General features: G+C 68.6%; 15 protein-coding genes and 1 pseudogene. 8 read left to right on the top strand and 8 right to left on the bottom strand.

All coding sequences use genetic code 11. The annotated features are described in order from the left end of the window. Window positions 1–22 precede the first annotated feature (22 nt). From IEV96_RS10515 to IEV96_RS10505, 3 genes are read right to left on the bottom strand one after another with little or no spacing between them, the layout of a single operon-like run. Window positions 23–1405, bottom strand: coding sequence for an FAD-binding oxidoreductase (locus IEV96_RS10515; protein ID WP_188510551.1), 1383 nt, complete (start codon window positions 1403–1405; stop codon window positions 23–25). Then, window positions 1402–2592, bottom strand: a complete 1191-nt coding sequence (locus IEV96_RS10510) for a nucleotide disphospho-sugar-binding domain-containing protein (RefSeq protein ID WP_229733227.1) — start codon at window positions 2590–2592, stop codon at window positions 1402–1404. The genes IEV96_RS10515 and IEV96_RS10510 overlap by 4 nt, the downstream gene beginning before the upstream one ends. Before the next feature lie 25 nt (window positions 2593–2617). Further along, entirely contained in the window at window positions 2618–3520 is a 903-nt protein-coding gene (locus tag IEV96_RS10505; protein WP_188510549.1) for a 1,4-dihydroxy-2-naphthoate polyprenyltransferase, read from the bottom strand. 249 nt (window positions 3521–3769) lie between these two features. On the opposite strand from IEV96_RS10505, the gene IEV96_RS10500 reads away from it, so the two are divergent. From IEV96_RS10500 to IEV96_RS10490, 3 genes are all read left to right on the top strand, one after another. Further along, window positions 3770–4276 (top strand): RNA polymerase sigma factor, encoded by a 507-nt coding sequence (locus tag IEV96_RS10500; protein ID WP_188510548.1) that lies wholly within the window; start codon window positions 3770–3772, stop codon window positions 4274–4276. Between the two features lie 11 nt (window positions 4277–4287). Then, window positions 4288–5109, top strand: a complete 822-nt coding sequence (locus tag IEV96_RS10495; protein WP_188510547.1) for a hypothetical protein — start codon at window positions 4288–4290, stop codon at window positions 5107–5109. A 126-nt stretch (window positions 5110–5235) separates the two neighbouring features. Further along, window positions 5236–6456 carry an NADP-dependent oxidoreductase gene (locus IEV96_RS10490; protein ID WP_188510546.1) on the top strand — a complete coding sequence of 407 codons (1221 nt, stop codon included), beginning with the start codon at window positions 5236–5238 and terminating at the stop codon, window positions 6454–6456. Between the two features lie 99 nt (window positions 6457–6555). On the opposite strand, the gene IEV96_RS10485 is transcribed toward IEV96_RS10490, so the two are convergent. Continuing rightward, window positions 6556–7371, bottom strand: a complete 816-nt coding sequence (locus tag IEV96_RS10485) for a GNAT family N-acetyltransferase (protein ID WP_188510545.1) — start codon at window positions 7369–7371, stop codon at window positions 6556–6558. Between the two features lie 124 nt (window positions 7372–7495). Here IEV96_RS10485 and IEV96_RS10480 point away from each other — a divergent pair, with 124 nt between their 5' ends. Then, the gene (locus tag IEV96_RS10480) at window positions 7496–8398 is read left to right on the top strand and encodes an alpha/beta fold hydrolase (RefSeq protein ID WP_188510544.1); all 903 of its coding nucleotides are present in this window, start codon (window positions 7496–7498) and stop codon (window positions 8396–8398) included. A 22-nt stretch (window positions 8399–8420) separates the two neighbouring features. On the opposite strand, the gene IEV96_RS10475 is transcribed toward IEV96_RS10480, so the two are convergent. Then, on the bottom strand, window positions 8421–11162 hold the full coding sequence (locus IEV96_RS10475) for a helix-turn-helix transcriptional regulator (protein WP_188510543.1): 2742 nt from the start codon (window positions 11160–11162) through the stop codon (window positions 8421–8423). Between the two features lie 283 nt (window positions 11163–11445). On the opposite strand from IEV96_RS10475, the gene IEV96_RS10470 reads away from it, so the two are divergent. Further along, window positions 11446–11973 carry an MmyB family transcriptional regulator gene (locus tag IEV96_RS10470; protein WP_188510542.1) on the top strand — a complete coding sequence of 176 codons (528 nt, stop codon included), beginning with the start codon at window positions 11446–11448 and terminating at the stop codon, window positions 11971–11973. Here IEV96_RS10470 and IEV96_RS10465 read toward each other — a convergent pair. Together IEV96_RS10465 and IEV96_RS16860 are read right to left on the bottom strand one after the other, a co-directional pair. Then, window positions 11882–12580, bottom strand: coding sequence for an MmyB family transcriptional regulator (locus IEV96_RS10465; RefSeq protein ID WP_229733223.1), 699 nt, complete (start codon window positions 12578–12580; stop codon window positions 11882–11884). The genes IEV96_RS10470 and IEV96_RS10465 overlap by 92 nt on opposite strands. 42 nt (window positions 12581–12622) lie before the next feature. After that, a pseudogene (locus tag IEV96_RS16860) lies at window positions 12623–12811 on the bottom strand (helix-turn-helix domain-containing protein); the annotation flags it as partial. Window positions 12812–12925: 114 nt separating this feature from the next. Between IEV96_RS16860 and IEV96_RS10460 the strand changes: the two are divergent. From IEV96_RS10460 to IEV96_RS10450, 3 genes are read left to right on the top strand one after another with little or no spacing between them, the layout of a single operon-like run. After that, window positions 12926–13834, top strand: a complete 909-nt coding sequence (locus IEV96_RS10460; protein ID WP_188510540.1) for a 1,4-dihydroxy-2-naphthoyl-CoA synthase — start codon at window positions 12926–12928, stop codon at window positions 13832–13834. Next, on the top strand, window positions 13834–14931 hold the full coding sequence (locus IEV96_RS10455; RefSeq protein WP_188510539.1) for an AMP-binding protein: 1098 nt from the start codon (window positions 13834–13836) through the stop codon (window positions 14929–14931). Before IEV96_RS10460 ends, IEV96_RS10455 begins: the two co-directional genes overlap by 1 nt. A gap of 9 nt (window positions 14932–14940) precedes the next feature. Beyond that, a complete protein-coding gene (locus IEV96_RS10450; RefSeq protein ID WP_188510538.1) occupies window positions 14941–15918 on the top strand; it encodes a 1,4-dihydroxy-2-naphthoate polyprenyltransferase in 978 nt (325 codons plus the stop codon). On the opposite strand, the gene IEV96_RS10445 is transcribed toward IEV96_RS10450, so the two are convergent. Continuing rightward, complete coding sequence (locus tag IEV96_RS10445) at window positions 15889–16188, bottom strand: DUF4229 domain-containing protein (protein WP_188510537.1); 300 nt, start codon at window positions 16186–16188, stop codon at window positions 15889–15891. The genes IEV96_RS10450 and IEV96_RS10445 overlap by 30 nt on opposite strands. Window positions 16189–16194 lie beyond the last annotated feature (6 nt).

Raw genomic sequence — 16194 nt, 5'->3', positions numbered from 1 at the left:
GTGGTGTTCCTTTCGGGTTCGATCAGGACCGCGGCTGCGGCTCGTCGGTGCGGAGGCGGTTCTCGGGGTCGACCGCCGTCTTGATCTGCTGCAGCCGCGCCCAGTCCCCGGCCGAGAACGTGGTGTCGGGCCGGCCGTCGTCGGGCGCGAAATTGAGGTAGCGCGTGCCGGTGCTCCACTCGCCCATGGCGCCGACGAGCGCGCGTGCTTCGGCGATGCCGGCGGCGTTGTCGCCCGGCATTCCGATCGACACCGCCCACAGCACGTACGACGCGTTTTCGGCTGCGATCGAGCGGACGGTCGGGGAGACCCTGGTCAAGGCGCCGCCGAGGTGCCGCAGCTCGACAATGTGCAGGCCGGTCGTCGACCGCGGCCCGACCTCTTCGAGCAGTGCCCGCTGGACCTCGGGGGTCAACCCGGTCAGCATCGCGGTCTCTTCTGAGAACGGAGCCGGATCGACCGGGTCGTTGTGGATGTGCTCGAAACCCTCGCCGGAGAGCTCCTGCACCGTGTCGACGAGGACGGGAGCCGACTCGCGGAGCGGGGCCAGCAAGACGTCGAGATCTGCCGCGGAGCGGATGAGCGCAACGCGGAGATGGATGACGAACTTTCCGGCGAGGAGTTCGGGGATGCCCGGCAGGGGCGGCATCCGGAGGAATGCGACCGACAGCGTCAACTCTTCGGGCGCCGTCGCCGTGACCTGCGCGAACGCGGCGAGCACCCGCTCGGCGTCCGCGCCGTCGAAGAACAGGCCGCCGCCCAGGAACCGGTTGGCGGGCAAGAGCTCGATCTCCATCGAGGTGACGATTCCGATGCTGCTGCGGCCGCCGCGGAGGGCCCAGAACAGGTCGCTGTTCTCGGCCGCGGAGGCGCGCACGACGGCTCCGGCGGCGGTGACGGCCTCGAGCGCCACGACGTGGTCCGCTCCCCAGCCGTACTTGCGGCCGAGTACCGGGCTGAGCCCGCCGCCCAGGGTGAAGCCGACGACGCCGACGTGGCCGGAGGATCCGTGGATCGGCCTGAGCTCGTGGTCGGCTGCCAGCGGCACGACGTCGCTCCAGCGGGCCCCGGCGCCGACCGTGGCCCGGCGCGCCGCACCGTCCACGTGCACGTCGTTCATGCGGCTCGTGTTGATCAACAGGCCGTGCGCCGACGGGCGGACGCCGTGGTGGCCGGTCGCGACGACATCGACCGCGAGCCCGTTGACGTTCGCGAACCTCACCGCTTCGACGACGTCCTTCGTGCTCTCGGCCATCACGACGAGGTCGGGACGGCGATTGCTGGCGAGATTGTAGCCGGTGGATGCCTCGGGGTAGTCCATATCGTCGGGCCACAGCACGTCGCCGTCGAGCTTCGAAGCGAGGCCGGCAGCGGAGAGGTCGCGGAGTCGGGATTCGGATGTCATTGCTGGGTTTCCAATCGGATAGCAGCCGCCGGGGTGGCGGCGAATGGGGCGATCACGTCGGCGAGAGCGTCGAGCGCGGTTGAAGCGGCCGGCAGGACGCGGATCCTGTCGGCGGTGGAACGCGCCGCACGGAGCAGCGCGCCGTCGGCGAGCAGGTCGCGCAGCAGCGCCGGACCGACCTCGCCCGGTGTAGAGACGCGGACAGCCGCCCCGGTCGCCACCGCGCGGGCGGCATTGATCTCGTGGTCGGCGCCCAACGGCATGACCACGAGGGGGACGCCGGAGGTGAGCGCACCGAGGACGGTGCCCGCGCCGCCCACGGTGACGACGGCATCGACCCCCTCGAGCAGTTCGGCGAGCGGGCGAAACGGCACGTCCACGATGCGCACGGGCGAATCATCCGCTGTCCCTCGAGCGCTGATGCCGTTGACCGAAGTGATCAGGAGGGTCAGCGGCACTCCCACCGCCTCGATAGACGCCACCATTTCGTCGAGCAGTTCCTGCCCGGTGAACACCGTGCCCATCGTCACGAGGACCGTGGGGCTTGACGGGTCGTGCACCGGGGCGTCCTGGCTCGGGCGGTCGGCGGCGGCGGAGTGGGGCTCGGGCCGGATCGGGATTCGGCGCCCGGAACGCACCACGGAGGGGTCTTCGAGGAAGGCGGGGTAGCCGTCGATCCAGGCCGACACCGGGGGAAGCGTGATGCCGTGCGCGGCCGCGGCTCGGGTCGCAGCCTCCGACAGCGCGGCGCGCACGAGCGCCGGCCGCTCCGGGCCGAGTGTGTGTCGGACGAACGGCACCCCGAGCACGGCGGCGACGGCCGGACCCACGAAGTCGAGGCTCTCGCTCACCACGACGTCCGGTTCCCAGTCCCGCGCCGTCCTGACGGCGTCGCCGATAGACGCGTCGAGGCGTCGAGCTGCGAAGTAGTCGGCGATGACGGCCGGACGCGGGTCGCTCAGCGGGCTCGAGCCGGTGACCCGCGCCATGTGCGACATCGCTTCTCGCGTGGCCGGGCCGGCCTCGAGCACGTCTACGCCGAGGCCGACCTCGGCGCGCACGAAGGGTGCCGCGTCCGCGCCCGTGATGAGCGCGACCGCGTGGCCCGCCCCTACGGCGGCACGCATGAGCGGGATCATCGGGACGATATGCCCCGGCATGGGGTTGGCACTGAAAGCTATTCGCATGGCGGGTTCCTGTCGGTAGGAATGGTCATCGCGCCGCGTCGAAAACGAGAGAGCCGGCGAGCAGCACCCCGAAGGCGAGCGAAGACAGGGACGTCAGTTGTAGTGCCTTGATGAGCCGGAGCGGCTCCTCCTCGGTCAGCCCGATGCGGGCCGCAGTCAGCGCCAAGGCGAGCGCGGCGCCCGCGACGATGGCGAGCGGGACGTGCAGGATCGGCAGCAGGAGGGCGAGAAACGGCAGCTTCAAGAAGAGCGCGTAGAGCACGCGGGCCGCAACCGGGCCGATGCGGACGGCGAGCGTTCGTTTGCCGGCTTCCCGGTCGGCGGCCAGATCGCGGATGTTGTTGATCATCAGCGCGCCGCAGGCGAAGAAGCCGACGGCGACGGCGCCGGCCCAACCGTCGACCGTAATGCGGCCGATCTGCGCGAACTGTGTGCCGAGCACGGGGACGAGGCCGAAGAATACGAACACGGATACTTCGCCGAGCGCATGGTAGCCGTACGGACGCTTGCCGCCCGTGTAGTACCAGGCCGCGGCGATCGCTACGACGCCGACCGCGAGCAACCACCAATACTGGGTCATCAGCACGACGGCGAGCCCGGCGACAGCCGCGAGGCCGTAGAACGCCAGCCCGACCGAGAGCACCGAGCGCGGCGTGGCCCGTCCCGAGCCCGTCAACCGTGCCGGGCCGACCCGGAACGCGTCCGTGCCGCGGACGCCGTCGGAGTAGTCGTTCGTATAGTTCACGCCGATCTGTAGACACAGCGCCACGACCATGCAGAGAGAAGCGATGGCCGCGTGGTCGTCTCGGACCGCATACCCGGTCGCGCCGGCGGGATCCCCTGCCACGGCGACGCCCGTGCCGACGATCACCGACACCGCGCTCAGCGGCAGGGTGCGCAATCGTGCGCCGGCCACCCAGTCATGCAACGACGGGCGCGTAGGGGAGAAGGTGTCAGCGGGGGGGAGTCACAGGGCACCGGAATCGATACGCGCGGGGCGGCAGAACGTCAGCATGCTCACACGATGACTCAGGGACGACGAGGGGTAACCAGTGCGACTACGTAACCCGGCAGGGCGGCGGCCGTCGCCGTCATCCCTGCGGATGATTCGCGGTGCCTCGCGTTGCAAACGCCTCTGTCCCGGACATGTACTAGTGAATCCCGCGAAAGGGGAACTATGGATATCCGATCAGAGCACGCCTTCACTGCTCTCTATCGCCTGCACTACGACGACCTCCTCCGCTTCGTCCGTCGTCGTGCGGACGAAGCCGCCGTCGACGACATCGTCGCCGAGACCTTCCTCGCCGCCTGGCGCCGCCGCGGCGAACTGCCGCAAGAGGTGCGGCCGTGGTTGTTCACCACCGCGCGCCATCTCATGATGAACGCGAACCGGGGAGCGAACCGCCAAGAGGCGCTCGCCGTGAAGCTCGGGACTACAACCGAGACGGCCGTCGAGCTCACGCAGGACGACCGTATCGACCTGCGAACCGCCTGGCGCGCCCTGTCCGACCCCGACCAGGAAATCCTGGCGCTGGGCATCTGGGAAGACCTTCCCCAAGCGGAAGCGGCGGCCGTACTCGGCTGCACGCGGGCCGCCTATGCGATGCGCCTCACACGGGCCAAGCGCCACCTCGCCGAACTGCTGGGCGTTTCCAGCGACTCACTCCTTTCCGCCCACTCCTGAACGGACCCATCATGACCCAGCAGATTTTCGACCAGCTCCGCTCCCTCGACGCCGCCCCCGCAGCATCCATCACCGCGGCGGACGCCGAACGACGCGAGGCGCTTCTGGCACAGATCCTCGCTTCATCGGCCGCCTCGCCGAAGCGGCTTCGTGCGTCCTACAAATGGGCGGCCGCCGGTGTCGGCGCCATGCTCGTCGGGGCCGCCGCATTCGGCACGCTCATCGTCGCGCCCCACGTGTTTGGCGACAGAAGCCCCGCTACCATCTCCGCGTCAGGGCAGCTGACCGACGCGCAACTGGCGTCCTGGACCAGCGCGCCCACCGCCGTGACCCCCGGGTCTGCGATGGCGACCCAGGCCCAGGCGTGGTGCGAAACGAACCTCGGTACCGCAAACGGCACGGGCGGAACGCCCACCATCACCAACCTCGACGCCCGAGGGGCCGTGGCCTCGCTGATCTATCAGCGACAAGGGCTGGTCTACTACTGCCTCAGCGCCGGCGACGGCGCAGGTGTCTGGGAGGTCGTCGGCAAGACGCCGACCGAACCGCTCGCGCCCTCCCAGGTCGTGCTCGATTCGGCAGGCAGCCACGGAAGCGGCTCCGCCGCCCTCACCTACGCGGAGGGATTCGCGGGAGCAGACGTGACCGCGATCACGCTCAACGAGGCGGGTATGGAGCCCGTCGTCGCGACCGTCGACGGCGGCCGCTGGACGGCTTGGTGGCCGTCAGGGGACGGGTTGGGCCGCGGAGGACCGACGGGTGATATCACCGTGACCACCACGGACGGTTCGACACAATCGGTCGCGGTCTCCTCCCTCTACCGCAACGACTAAAGCCGGGACCACGGCTGGAAGGGCGCCCCGGCGGCGTCCTTCCAGCCGTCGGCACGGCAGAAACCGACCCTGACCGGACGCACTACGTAATTTCCACGTTGTCGACGTGATTCGAGCGGCCGAGGGTTGACCCGGGCCGGATTTGCTGGCCGAAGAGAGGCACATGATGAACCTGACCCATGGCACTTTTGTGATTGCGGGAGGCGGTGGAATGTTGCAAATCAAGCCCAGTCCCGGCTGTTCTGGACCGCGACCATCGCGGGAACGCTCTCCACGTTCACAGGGACCATCACCGAGGTGTGGCCGGCAATGAACGCAGTTCCTACTTCCAGTTCCCGGATCGTCATGCGAGAGCGCCCCGCCGGTCGTCTCGACCTGCGGCATTTCGAGCGTCGGGATGAACCGCTTCGCGAGCTGCACCCCGACGAACTCCTCGTCGAGAACGTCCTGCTGTCCGTGGCACCCGCCGCCCGCGCGGTTATGGACACCGACACGTATCGCCCTCGGCTCGTTGTGGGCGAGACCATCCCGAGCACGGTGATCGGTCGGGTTCTCCGGACCCCGAGCGGGGGCCCGGCAGTAGGGTCGCTCGTCGCGGCCTTCGGCGCGTGGGAGGAGTATTCGATCCTCGGCAGTGCGCAGGTGCGTCGGCTCACGATACCCGCGCCCCTCGAGCACTATCTGAGCGTCCTCGGGCAGAACGGTCTGACCGCATATTTCGGACTCACGCGGATCGGCCAGGTGGCTCCGGGTGAAACCGTCGTCGTATCCGGGGCTGCGGGCGGTGTCGGTCACCTCGCGGGGCAGATCGCGCGCCTCCTGGGCGCCCGAGTGGTGGCCATCACCGGTTCTGCAGAGAAGAACACGGTACTTACAACCCAGCTGGGGTATGACGCCGCGGTGAACCGTCGCTCGGCGACGTTCGTTCAAGACCTGAGCGAAACCGTGCCCGAAGGAATAGACGTCTATTTCGACAACGTCGCCGGCCCGGTGACCGAGGCGATCCTGCCGCTCATGAACCGACATGGCCGGATCGTGTGCTCGGGCGCGACCTCTGCCTACGACGGCGGAGCGCGGGAGGCCCCGGGGCCGGCGGGCCTCGCGTTGGCGGTCATAACCCGGAGCCTGCGTTTCGAAGGCTTTCTTGTGGCCGACTTCCGCGACGAGTGGTCCGCGGCCACAACCGTCTTGAGAGATTGGTCGAGCAGCGGCCGGCTGGTTCCGAAAGAGTCGGTGACCACCGGCCTCGATAGCGCCCCGGCGGCGTTGATCGACCTGTTGGACGGCCGGAACGTGGGGCAGGCGGGCGTTCGATTACGGCCCGACCCGCCTCACGCTTTCGAGTAGGGCCCGGGTTCGTGCGGAAGGCGCTCCGGACAAGGACTTACACCGCCGTCAGGCAGAATGCCACCGCGATCGCCGCCGCCCAGTCCCGAGTGCTCACCATCACACCCTGGATGCCTCCCAGAGCCAGTTGGGGCGGTCGTACTGGTGCGTGAAGCCCGACCGCACCAGATTGCGATACGAAACGTTCTTCACTTCCGAAGCCCCCGTTTCGGCCGTGAAGAGTCGGCATCCGGCGTCGGCGGCCGCGGCCGCCCGCGCGGCGATGAGGGCCGACTGCACGCCGCGGCCGCGGTGTGATGGCAGGGTTCCCCCGGTATTGAACGAGGCGACCTCGCCGAAGATGTGCACGGCACCGGCTCCCACCAGCACGTCGCCATCCCAGGCCCCGAAGACGCGCGCGACGGGGTCTGCGACCAGGCCGGCGAGCAGGGGTGTCAGGTCGGGATCGCTCATAAGAAACGCTTCGCGGATGATCCGGGACCACCCGGTGACGTCCCGGGCCGTGAGTTCTCGTATCTCGAGATCCGTCGATCCCGGAATGAATTCGTCGACCCGGCAGGCGAACTTGCTCCACGCCGACGAGTCGACGAGACCGTGTTTCGCACTGATCCGGTCCCAGTTCCCGGGCAGAGCAGCGGGTGCGATGGCGATGCGCCCCGATTGCCTTCCCGCCGCGCGGAAGAACTCCACGACCTCCGTCACCAGCGCGTCATCGACGGGGTGGTCGAAGCCGAAACCCATCGCTTTGGTCCAGGTCCCGGTGGGGTCCGACTTCATCGCCGCGGCCATGCCGTCGCCGACCCGCGCCGTGCGGATTCCCAATGCCGTCTTCGACTCTTCAGGAGCGCCCGCGAGGAACCGGCGAAAGTACTCCGCCTCGGCCTGTTCGATGAGATGTATGTCGTGAATATCCATGCGACCACGGTCCCGCGGGAGCAGTGATGGTCGCATCGTGGTTAATACTGAACCGCCGCAGGCGTTGAGGTCGGTACGTGGTTCCACGGGTGACCGGTGGATCGGCCCGGACGTACCGTCGGGCATGACCTCCCGAACATCCATCCCGTCCCAACTCGCCGAAGGCAGCCACGTCGCAGAGATCGACGGCAACCGCATCCACTACGAGGTTCGCGGCTCCGGGCCCGTGCTGATCGCTCCGACTCCCGGCTGGGGTCCGTCTCTCGGATACATGATGCCCCTTCCCGCTCTCGAGCGGCACTGCACCGTCGTCTACTTCGACACCCGCCACAGCGGTGAATCGACGGGCCCCGAGCGTGCCGATGCGTACACGCTCGGTCACTTCGTATCCGACATCGAGGGCCTCCGCCAGCACCTGGGCAGCCCCATGGTTTTTCTGGCCGGCCACTCAGCCGGGGGACACCAAGTGCTCGCCTACGGCATCGCCCACTCGGCGAATCTGCTCGGCATCATCTGTATCGACGGCATCGCCGCTCAAGACGAGCTGAGGGCGCGGGAGATGCTCAAGATGATGGAGTCGCGCCGGAGCCATCCGTTCTTCCAAGCTCGACCCGGGTTCGTCGATACGGCCGTGCAGATGATGACCGGCAGCGATACGACGGCTCGCACGACCGATGAATTGTTCGCCGCGCTCGGCCCCTTCTATTTCCACGACCCCGCTCTCGCGGCCGGGGTCTTCGCGGCGATGCAGATCGACGAAGCGGTGCAAGGGTATTCACGCGCCGCCGGGTTCCAACGGGACAACCTGCTCGACGGCCTGCATCGCATCGCCGTGCCCACCCTCATCATCGTCGGCGACGACGACTTCATCTGCGATCCGGTCTCTCAGGGGGCCCGCATCCACGAGCGCGTACGCGACTCGACCCTGGCGGTCATCCACGCCTGCGGGCACGTACCGTGGATCGAGCAGCCCTCGGAGTTCGACCGCGTCTGTGACGAGTGGCTCGCCGTCATGGCGCCCCGATGAGCGGGACAGCACGGATGCCCGATCAGGCGGATGCTTCGAGCGTCAGATCGTGGAGGCTCAGGGCAAGCTGCGTGCGCGTGCGTACCCCGATCTTGCGATAACCCGAAGCCAGATGCGTCTCGACAGTTCGGATGCTCAGAAACAGCTCGGCGGCGATCTCCCGGTTCGTCTGACCCGAGGCCGCAGCGCGCGCCACCCGTAGTTCCGCCGGAGTGAGTGTGGCCCGACCGTCGTCGGACTCGAGCCGGGCACGGGCCGACTCAGCCCTCCCGATGAGCCGCGGGTCGCCGATCCGTGCCGCGGACTCCGTCACGGTGGAGAGCAGGTGACGACCGCGGGCGACCTGTCCCATGCTCCGCAGCAGTTCGATCTGCTCTAGCTGCGCACGGACGAGTTCCGGCTGGAAGCCGCCTCGTCGCAGCGCCGCGAGGCCGTCTGAGGAGAGCCGGAGCGCGCGTTCGTCATCGCCCAGCCGGGCCGCCAAGAGCGCCTGCAGCCTCAGCGCCTGACCGCGCGCGTGGGCGCGCATCGGACGCTGACCGAGAACCGCGAGATCCGCCGTGATCGCGGTGGCCCGGTCGACGTCGCCGATGTGGACGAGTGCGCGGACGAGCTCCACGTCGATCCAAAGCCGCTTGCCGGGCTCGTCGATGTGGCGTGACCTCGCCGCGGAGTAGGCAACCTCCAGATCCTCGAGCGCATCGTCCCAGCGCTCCGAATAGGCGTTGTCGAGACCCGCCACCCCCGCGCGGAGCAGCGACCCGTGGTTCTCGGCCGCCGGACTCATCCGGCCGAGGAGCAGCTCGTCCAGCAATTCCCGATCGTTTCGCGCCAGCGCTATCAGCGCCCGCGCCCGATACACGCTGGGCGGCAGGAGCTGCAACGCGCGGGCTTCCTCCTCCGTCTGCAGCAGAAGCGGCTGCGCCGCGTCGAGCCGACCGGCGATCGTTTCGACGATGGTTGCGTGGGCCAGGCCTTGTACGGTCGCGTACGACTCACCGGCAGCCTTGGCGGCGCGGATGAAGGTGGTGAGGTTGGCGCGGGACCGCACGAGGTCGTCGGCCTGATGCGGCCAGAGCGCCTCCATGGCGTCGGCCGTGTCCTCCAAAGCCGGTGCGCCTGCGACACGTTCGACGGCACGGACACCTGCGACGAGAGCGTCGTCGACGCCTTCGCCCCGCTCCAGTCGGAAATACGCCGCCCACTGTAGGGCGGCGCTCACCGTCCGAGGCGTCTCCGTACCTGGCAAGACGTCGACCAGTTCCAGCAGTCGTCGTACCGCGTCATCGTCCTGTCCGTGCGAGGAGATGACCCGCCACGTCTCGATGATGTTCCAGTGCGGGGTGGCGATCGGTGCGGCACGCTGCAGGGATTCCAGTCGGCGCACGACCGCGGTCTGACCACCGGTCTTGTCCAGCGCGAGCACCAGCACCGAGAGGGAGCGATCGAATACCGGCACCGAGAGGACCACCAGGTCCAGCTCGGCCACGATCTCGAGGGCAAGGGCGGCATCTCCGATAGCGAATGCGAGTTCGGCCGCGTCGGCAACCCGACTCGGGCGGTGCGTGGAGTCCTGCCCGGTGCGGACGAGTGCCTTCCGGGCGAGACGAAAGGCCGTCTCCGTCGCCCCGGAGCAGCGCGCACGGGCCGTCGCGGTGGACAGTTCGAGCGCGAGCCCCTCGTGTACTCCCGGCTGCGCGCCGGCATTGCGGTGTTCCAGCTGGCGGAAAGCCGACAACGGTAGTACCGAGACGGCGGCGTTCAAGGCGCGCTCTTCGTCCGGAGTGAGCGCGTTGAGTGCCGCGGCAGCGAGAAGCGGATGTGCGGCCGAGACCACGCCGTCCTCAAAGCGGAAGACCCGACGCTCGACTCCGACGGCGACGGCCGTCACCGCATTGGTGCGAAGCGCCTCCAGGTCGTCCACCCCGATTGATCCGAGTACTGCGACGAGCGCCAAGGCGTCGCGGACCGAGGTCGGGAGAGCGGCTACCCGGTCCCGCATCGCCTCGACCACCGAAATGGACGGCGACCGACGAGGATCGCCATTCGCTCGCGCGGAAGCGAGCTCCATGGCCCAGAGCGGATTCCCACCGCTCACCTCAGTCACGTCCGCCATGGTCGACGGCGACAGTTTTCCGAATCCTGCGTCGGCGACGACGCGCCGCACCGAGGCTGCACGCAGCTCGACGACCGCCGCGACGTCTGTCGACGCGAAAAGCGGCCGCACCGCAAGGTCCTCGGGGCTGCCGTCCGCGCTTCGGGCCGCAACGATAGAGAGTGCCGACCCGATCTCTGGACGGAGCAGCGCACGCTCGACGAGCCGACGCGTCTCCGGGTCGAGCCACTGCCATTCATCGACGACGATCGCGGCGCCACCCCGCGAGATATCGGACAGGATCTGCGTCACGCCTGCCTGCAGCGTCGCAGGATCAGAATGCACGCTCGGTCCCCGGCCGAGCACGGCGAGCACCGGGTCTCGCTGTTCGGAGGGGAGCTGCTGGAATGCCTCGTCCGGGATTCTCGCGAGGAGGTCGCGGAGCCCGGCGAACGGTTCATGGTCACCGGCGGTCGTCCGCGTGAACAGCACCTGCCGCGCGCCATCGAGCGATCGGAGAACGGCGTCGATGAGATAGGACTTGCCCATGCCGGGCTCGCCGACGAGCATGAGGCGCCCGCCCGGGGTCTTTCCTGCCGTGACGGCACGAGCCAATAGTTCTCGTCGTTCGGGGGCGACGCCCATGGGATTCTGCCCGCTGTCGTACATAGCCAGTCTTTCTCGAGTCCCCGCGGGGATGGTTTTCGTTCGTCAGGCGCGCCACGCGAGTCGGCAGTGTCACGCGCGCGGGCCGTGAGTTCACGATAGATCGCTCCGCCGGAACGTGCGTGTCCCTGCCATGGCCCCGTTTCTGTGGGGAAAGGGTGCTGCTTCGCCGATTGCGGCCCGCTATGCGGGCTTGGGAGTCCGTTTCGGCGCGGTGGGTGACCGTGAGAGGGCCAGCCATGCCGCGGACTCTTCGGCATAACGTCAGTTCGTGAGGAATATTGCGGTGGCGCCGGCGCTGTCATGGAACGACTTCATCGATGCGGTCGCGTCGCCCATGGTCGTGTTCGATCGTTACCTCGATGTCGTGGCCTCGAATACCCTCGCTCAAGCCGTTTCGGCGGCCTTCCGGGTGGGGTCGAACCTCGGCAGGTTCACGTTCCTCAATCCGATGGTCGAAGAGACGGCGGCGGAGTGGAGCAGCGAAGCGCGTCGGGTGGCTGCCGCGTTGCGCGATTCCCTACGGCGGCACGAGGCGGATGCGCGGTTCCGCGAACTGGTCGGCGAGCTCATGGCGCAGAGCGAGCCGTTCGCGCAGCTCTGGGCCGCGCCAGCCGCGACTCCGGACACCCGCGGCGCTGTCGTCTTCAAGAATCCGCTAGTCGGCGAGATTCATCTCGCCTATGAGCACCTGCATCGGCCCGGAAGCGACGGGCCCACGATCATGCTGTGGGCGCCGGTCGACGCGGCGTCGTCGGAACGGCTTCAGCAGTTGGCATCGATTCTGGACGCGAACCCGCCGACGCCCCACTAGCGCCACCTGCAGTCAATGCGCGAGCCTGCAGCGTTCGAGCGGCCAGATAGGCGACGGCCGTTTCAGCTGGGGATCCCGGATCGGCCCAGTACGTCACCAGGATGTGTGTGCTTCCCGGAATGGCGAAATTCTGCCAATTGAAATCCACCCAGCCGATGGGCTCGATGTGGTGCCGTGACACGCCGCTCGTCAGCGAAGCGGTGTCGTGCCTGGCCCAGATTCTCGGGAAGTCCGGATCGCTCGTGGACAGCGCGCCGACGATTTCCTGCAGACGGGGGTCGTTCAGATCTGCGTGCATTCTCAAGGCGGCGACCGCCTTGTTGGCCGTCTGTTCCCAGTCGGCGGCGTTGGCCCGCGCCTCCGATGAAAAGATCTGGAACACGAGGTTCGCCCCCGGTTCCATATATCCGGGACCGAGGGCGCTGGCGAGGGCGTTCGAGACGAGAACGTCCTGGGTGCGGTTGATCACAAAAGCAGGGGTGTGCGCCCATTGCGCCAGAAGGGCCTGAACGGACGCGTCCACGGCGAAAGAATCGGCAAAAGGCTCCCGGCCCTCGGCGCCGCCCTGCGCCAGTTTCCGAAGGTAGGCGGCAGATTCGCCGTCCAACCTCAGCGCTCGCGCTAACGCGGCTATGACCTGATCGGATGGCTGGTGGTCGCGGCCCTGCTCGAGGCGGAGGTAGTACTCCGGGCTGATTCCGGCGAGGCGGGCGACCTCCTCGCGGCGGAGCCCCGCGACCCGTCGATCGGGCTCCCGCGGTAGTCCCACCTCTTCGGGCTGGACGAGCGCTCGGCGGGCTCGGAGGTAGGGGCCCAGTGGACTCCGTCTGCCTTGCATCGCCGCTCCTTGTCGTAAAGACCGCGATGTCCTGTTTCTACCGTGCACACGAGCATCCGCTTTGCCGCCTGATGCTCGGGAAAGCATATATCGGCCGAGCGTAGGCTGGGGAGCATGCCCGACGTCTCAGACCTGTTCGACCCGAGCGTGTGGAAGCCGGTCGCCGGCTTCGAAGCGCTGACGGATGTCACGTACCACCACGACAACGCCGGCCGCGTCGCGCGCATCGCGTTCAACCGGCCGGAGGTACGCAACGCCTTCCGGCCGCACACGGTCGACGAGCTCTACCGGGCGCTCGACGACGCGCGCCAGAACTCGGCGATCGGGGTCGTGCTGCTCACCGGAAACGGCCCGAGCGCCAAAGACGGCGGCTGGGCGTTCTGCTCGGGCGGCGACCAGCGCATCCGCGGGCGCGACGGGTATCTGTACGAGGTAAACGAGGGCGAGGTCGCGCCGAGCGCCGCCACGACCGGGCGCCTGCACATCCTCGAGGTGCAGCGCCTCATCCGCTTCATGCCCAAGGTCGTCATCGCGGTCATCCCCGGCTGGGCGGCCGGCGGCGGACACTCGCTGCACGTCGTCTGCGACCTGTCGATCGCCAGCGCCGAGCACGGCAAGTTCAAGCAGACCGACGCCGACGTCGGCTCGTTCGACGGGGGCTACGGCAGCGCCTACTTCGCCCGCCAGGTCGGCCAGAAGTTCGCGCGCGAGATCTTCTTCCTCGCCGAGGAGTACGACGCCCAACGTGCCCTCGAGATCGGCGCGATCAACGCGGTCGTGCCGCACGCCGAGCTCGAGACCGAGGCCTACCGCTGGGCCAACACGATCCTCGGCAAGAGCCCCACGGCCATCCGCATGCTGAAGTTCGCGTTCAACGCGGTCGACGACGGCATGGTCGGCCAGCAGGTCTTCGCCGGCGAGGCCACCCGTCTCGCCTACGGCACCGACGAGGCGGTCGAGGGCCGCGACGCGTTCCTCGAGAAGCGCGCGCCCGACTGGTCGCCGTACCCCTGGCAGTACTGATGACGAGGGCGCTCGTCGCGACCGCGGCTCACGACATGTTCGTGGCCCTGCGCGGGGCGCTCTCCGGCGAGGGTCCGGCCGTGTTCGCGGGCGAGCCCACCGGCGCCCTGCCGGCCACCGTGCCGCAGCGCGTGGCACTCGTCATCGAGTCGAGCGGCTCGACGGGAACACCGAAGCGGGTGGCACTGTCGAGCGACGCGCTCTTGGCGAGCGCCGCGGCATCCGACACCGCTCTCGGCGGCCCGGGACAGTGGCTGCTCGCTCTGCCGACCACCTACATCGCCGGCATCAACGTGCTCGTTCGCTCGCTCACCGCGGAGACCCTGCCGGTCGTCGTCGCGTCCGGGCATTTCGACGCCGACTCGTTCATCGCCGCGGCCGGCGCCATGGACCACGCCCAGCGCTACACGTCGCTCGTGCCCGCACAGCTGGCGCGGCTTATCGACGAGGACGCTGCCCTCGCCGCCCTGCGCCGGTTCGACCGCATCCTCGTCGGCGGTCAGGCGACGCCCGTGTCGCTCATCGCGCGCGCCCTCGAGCTCGGCCTCAACGTCACCCGAACCTACGGCTCGAGCGAGACGAGCGGCGGCTGCGTGTACGACGGGGTTCCGATCGGGTCGACCGAGGCACGCATCGTCGACGGGCAGATCGAGCTCGCCGGTCCCGTGCTGGCCGAGGGCTACCTCGAGGATCCGCAGAGAACGGATGCCGCGTTCCGCACCGAGCACGCGCGCCGCTGGTACCGCACGGGCGACGCGGGCGAGATCGTCGACGGGGTTCTGCACGTGATCGGGCGCCTCGACGATGTCATCATCTCGGGTGGCCTGAAGGTGTCGCTCGGCGCCCTCGAGCGGTTCGTGCGCGAGATCGACGGGTTGGGCGACGCGGTCATCGTGTCGGAGCCCGACGAGCAGTGGGGCGAGGTGCCGGTGCTCGTGACGACGACGGACTACCCGCTCGACCGGCTCAAGCCGGCCGTCGTCGCCCGGTTGGGACGCGCCGCCGTTCCCGGCCGCATCGTGGTGCTCGAATCGCTGCCGATGCTGCCGTCCGGCAAGCCCGATCGCCTCGCCGTCCGCGCAGGGATCGCTCGTTAGACTTTCGCTGTGCCAGACGCGAAGAAGAGATCAACGACCACGCCCGCGAAGAACGCCGGCAGGAGCGGTCGGCCGGGTGGGCGCCCGCCCGGGGCCGTGAAGGTGAAGAAGGCCGGCGCGGCGGAGTGGATCGGCGGAGCGCGGCTTCGCACCCTGCCGCTGGCCGTCGCCCCCGTCCTGCTCGGAACGGCCACCGCGTACCAGTTCGACAACGACGAGGGCTGGCACTGGGTTCGCGCGCTGCTCTGCCTCGCCGTGGCCTTGGCTCTGCAGATCGCGGTGAACTACGCGAACGACTATTCCGACGGCATCCGCGGCACCGACAAAAACCGCGTCGGCCCGTCGCGCCTCACCGGCTCGGGCGCAGCGAGCCCCCGCGCCGTGCTCACCGTCGCCCTCGCCTTCTTCGCCGTCGCGGCGATCGCCGGCGTCACCCTCGTCGTGCTCACCCAGCTCTGGTGGCTCCTCGCGGTCGGCGCGGCGTGCATCGTCGCGGCCTGGTTCTACACGGGCGGCAAGCGGCCCTACGGCTACAACGCGCTCGGAGAGGTCTTCGTCTTCGTGTTCTTCGGCCTCGTCGCCACCGCCGGCACGATGTACGTGCAGGTCGGCACCGTCTCGGTCGAGAACTGGCTCGCCGCCGTGGCGATCGGACTCATCTCCGTCGCGGTGCTCGTGATCAACAACACCCGGGATATCGCCCAAGACAAGCTGGCCGGAAAGAAGACGCTCAGCGTCATCATCGGCGACCGGGCCTCGCGCATCCTGTTCAGCGTTCTCGTGCTGGTGCCCTACGCGATCCTCGCGGTCTTCGTGCTGGAGTTCGCCAACGCGGCCTACGTCTACGCGACGCTGCTGATCGCGATCCCCGCGGTCATCATCGCGCTCACGGCCAAGACCGCGGCCGAGCTCATCCTGGTGCTCAAGCTCACGAGCTTCACCGGGCTGCTCTACGCCCTACTTCTTTCCTGGGCCATCGCCTTCTAGGTCACTGCCTTTGAGGTAGGTCTGGTTCTGGAGCAGGTCCTCGGCGTCTTCGTCGTCGGTGTCCGGGCGGATCTTGCCGGAACGGCGGTCTTGCACGTCGCGGGCGACCTGCTCGCGCAGCCGGCCGAGGAAGATGTAGGAGGCGGCGAAGCCGAAGACCGCGGCGATGATCGCGGCGATCCAACCCGGGGTCTGTGCCAACAAGAGCACGGTGAGTACCGCCGCGAAAATCGCGAGGCGGATCACGCTATATAACAACCATGGCTTCACCTGACA

This window comes from Conyzicola nivalis, from assembly GCF_014639655.1.
Taxonomy (GTDB): Bacteria; Actinomycetota; Actinomycetes; order Actinomycetales; family Microbacteriaceae; genus Conyzicola; species Conyzicola nivalis.
Note: the sequence above shows the minus strand (reverse complement) of the source record. Positions and strands in the feature narration are given on the sequence as shown.

Coding starts and splice junctions, on each gene's coding strand:
- IEV96_RS10515 (WP_188510551.1), bottom strand. CDS start 1,405: ATGACATCCGAATCCCGACTCCGCGACCTCTCCGCTGCCGGCCTCGCT.
- IEV96_RS10510 (WP_229733227.1), bottom strand. CDS start 2,592: ATGCGAATAGCTTTCAGTGCCAACCCCATGCCGGGGCATATCGTCCCG.
- IEV96_RS10500 (WP_188510548.1), top strand. CDS start 3,770: ATGGATATCCGATCAGAGCACGCCTTCACTGCTCTCTATCGCCTGCAC.
- IEV96_RS10495 (WP_188510547.1), top strand. CDS start 4,288: ATGACCCAGCAGATTTTCGACCAGCTCCGCTCCCTCGACGCCGCCCCC.
- IEV96_RS10485 (WP_188510545.1), bottom strand. CDS start 7,371: ATGGATATTCACGACATACATCTCATCGAACAGGCCGAGGCGGAGTAC.
- IEV96_RS10480 (WP_188510544.1), top strand. CDS start 7,496: ATGACCTCCCGAACATCCATCCCGTCCCAACTCGCCGAAGGCAGCCAC.
- IEV96_RS10475 (WP_188510543.1), bottom strand. CDS start 11,162: ATGTACGACAGCGGGCAGAATCCCATGGGCGTCGCCCCCGAACGACGA.
- IEV96_RS10460 (WP_188510540.1), top strand. CDS start 12,926: ATGCCCGACGTCTCAGACCTGTTCGACCCGAGCGTGTGGAAGCCGGTC.
- IEV96_RS10455 (WP_188510539.1), top strand. CDS start 13,834: ATGACGAGGGCGCTCGTCGCGACCGCGGCTCACGACATGTTCGTGGCC.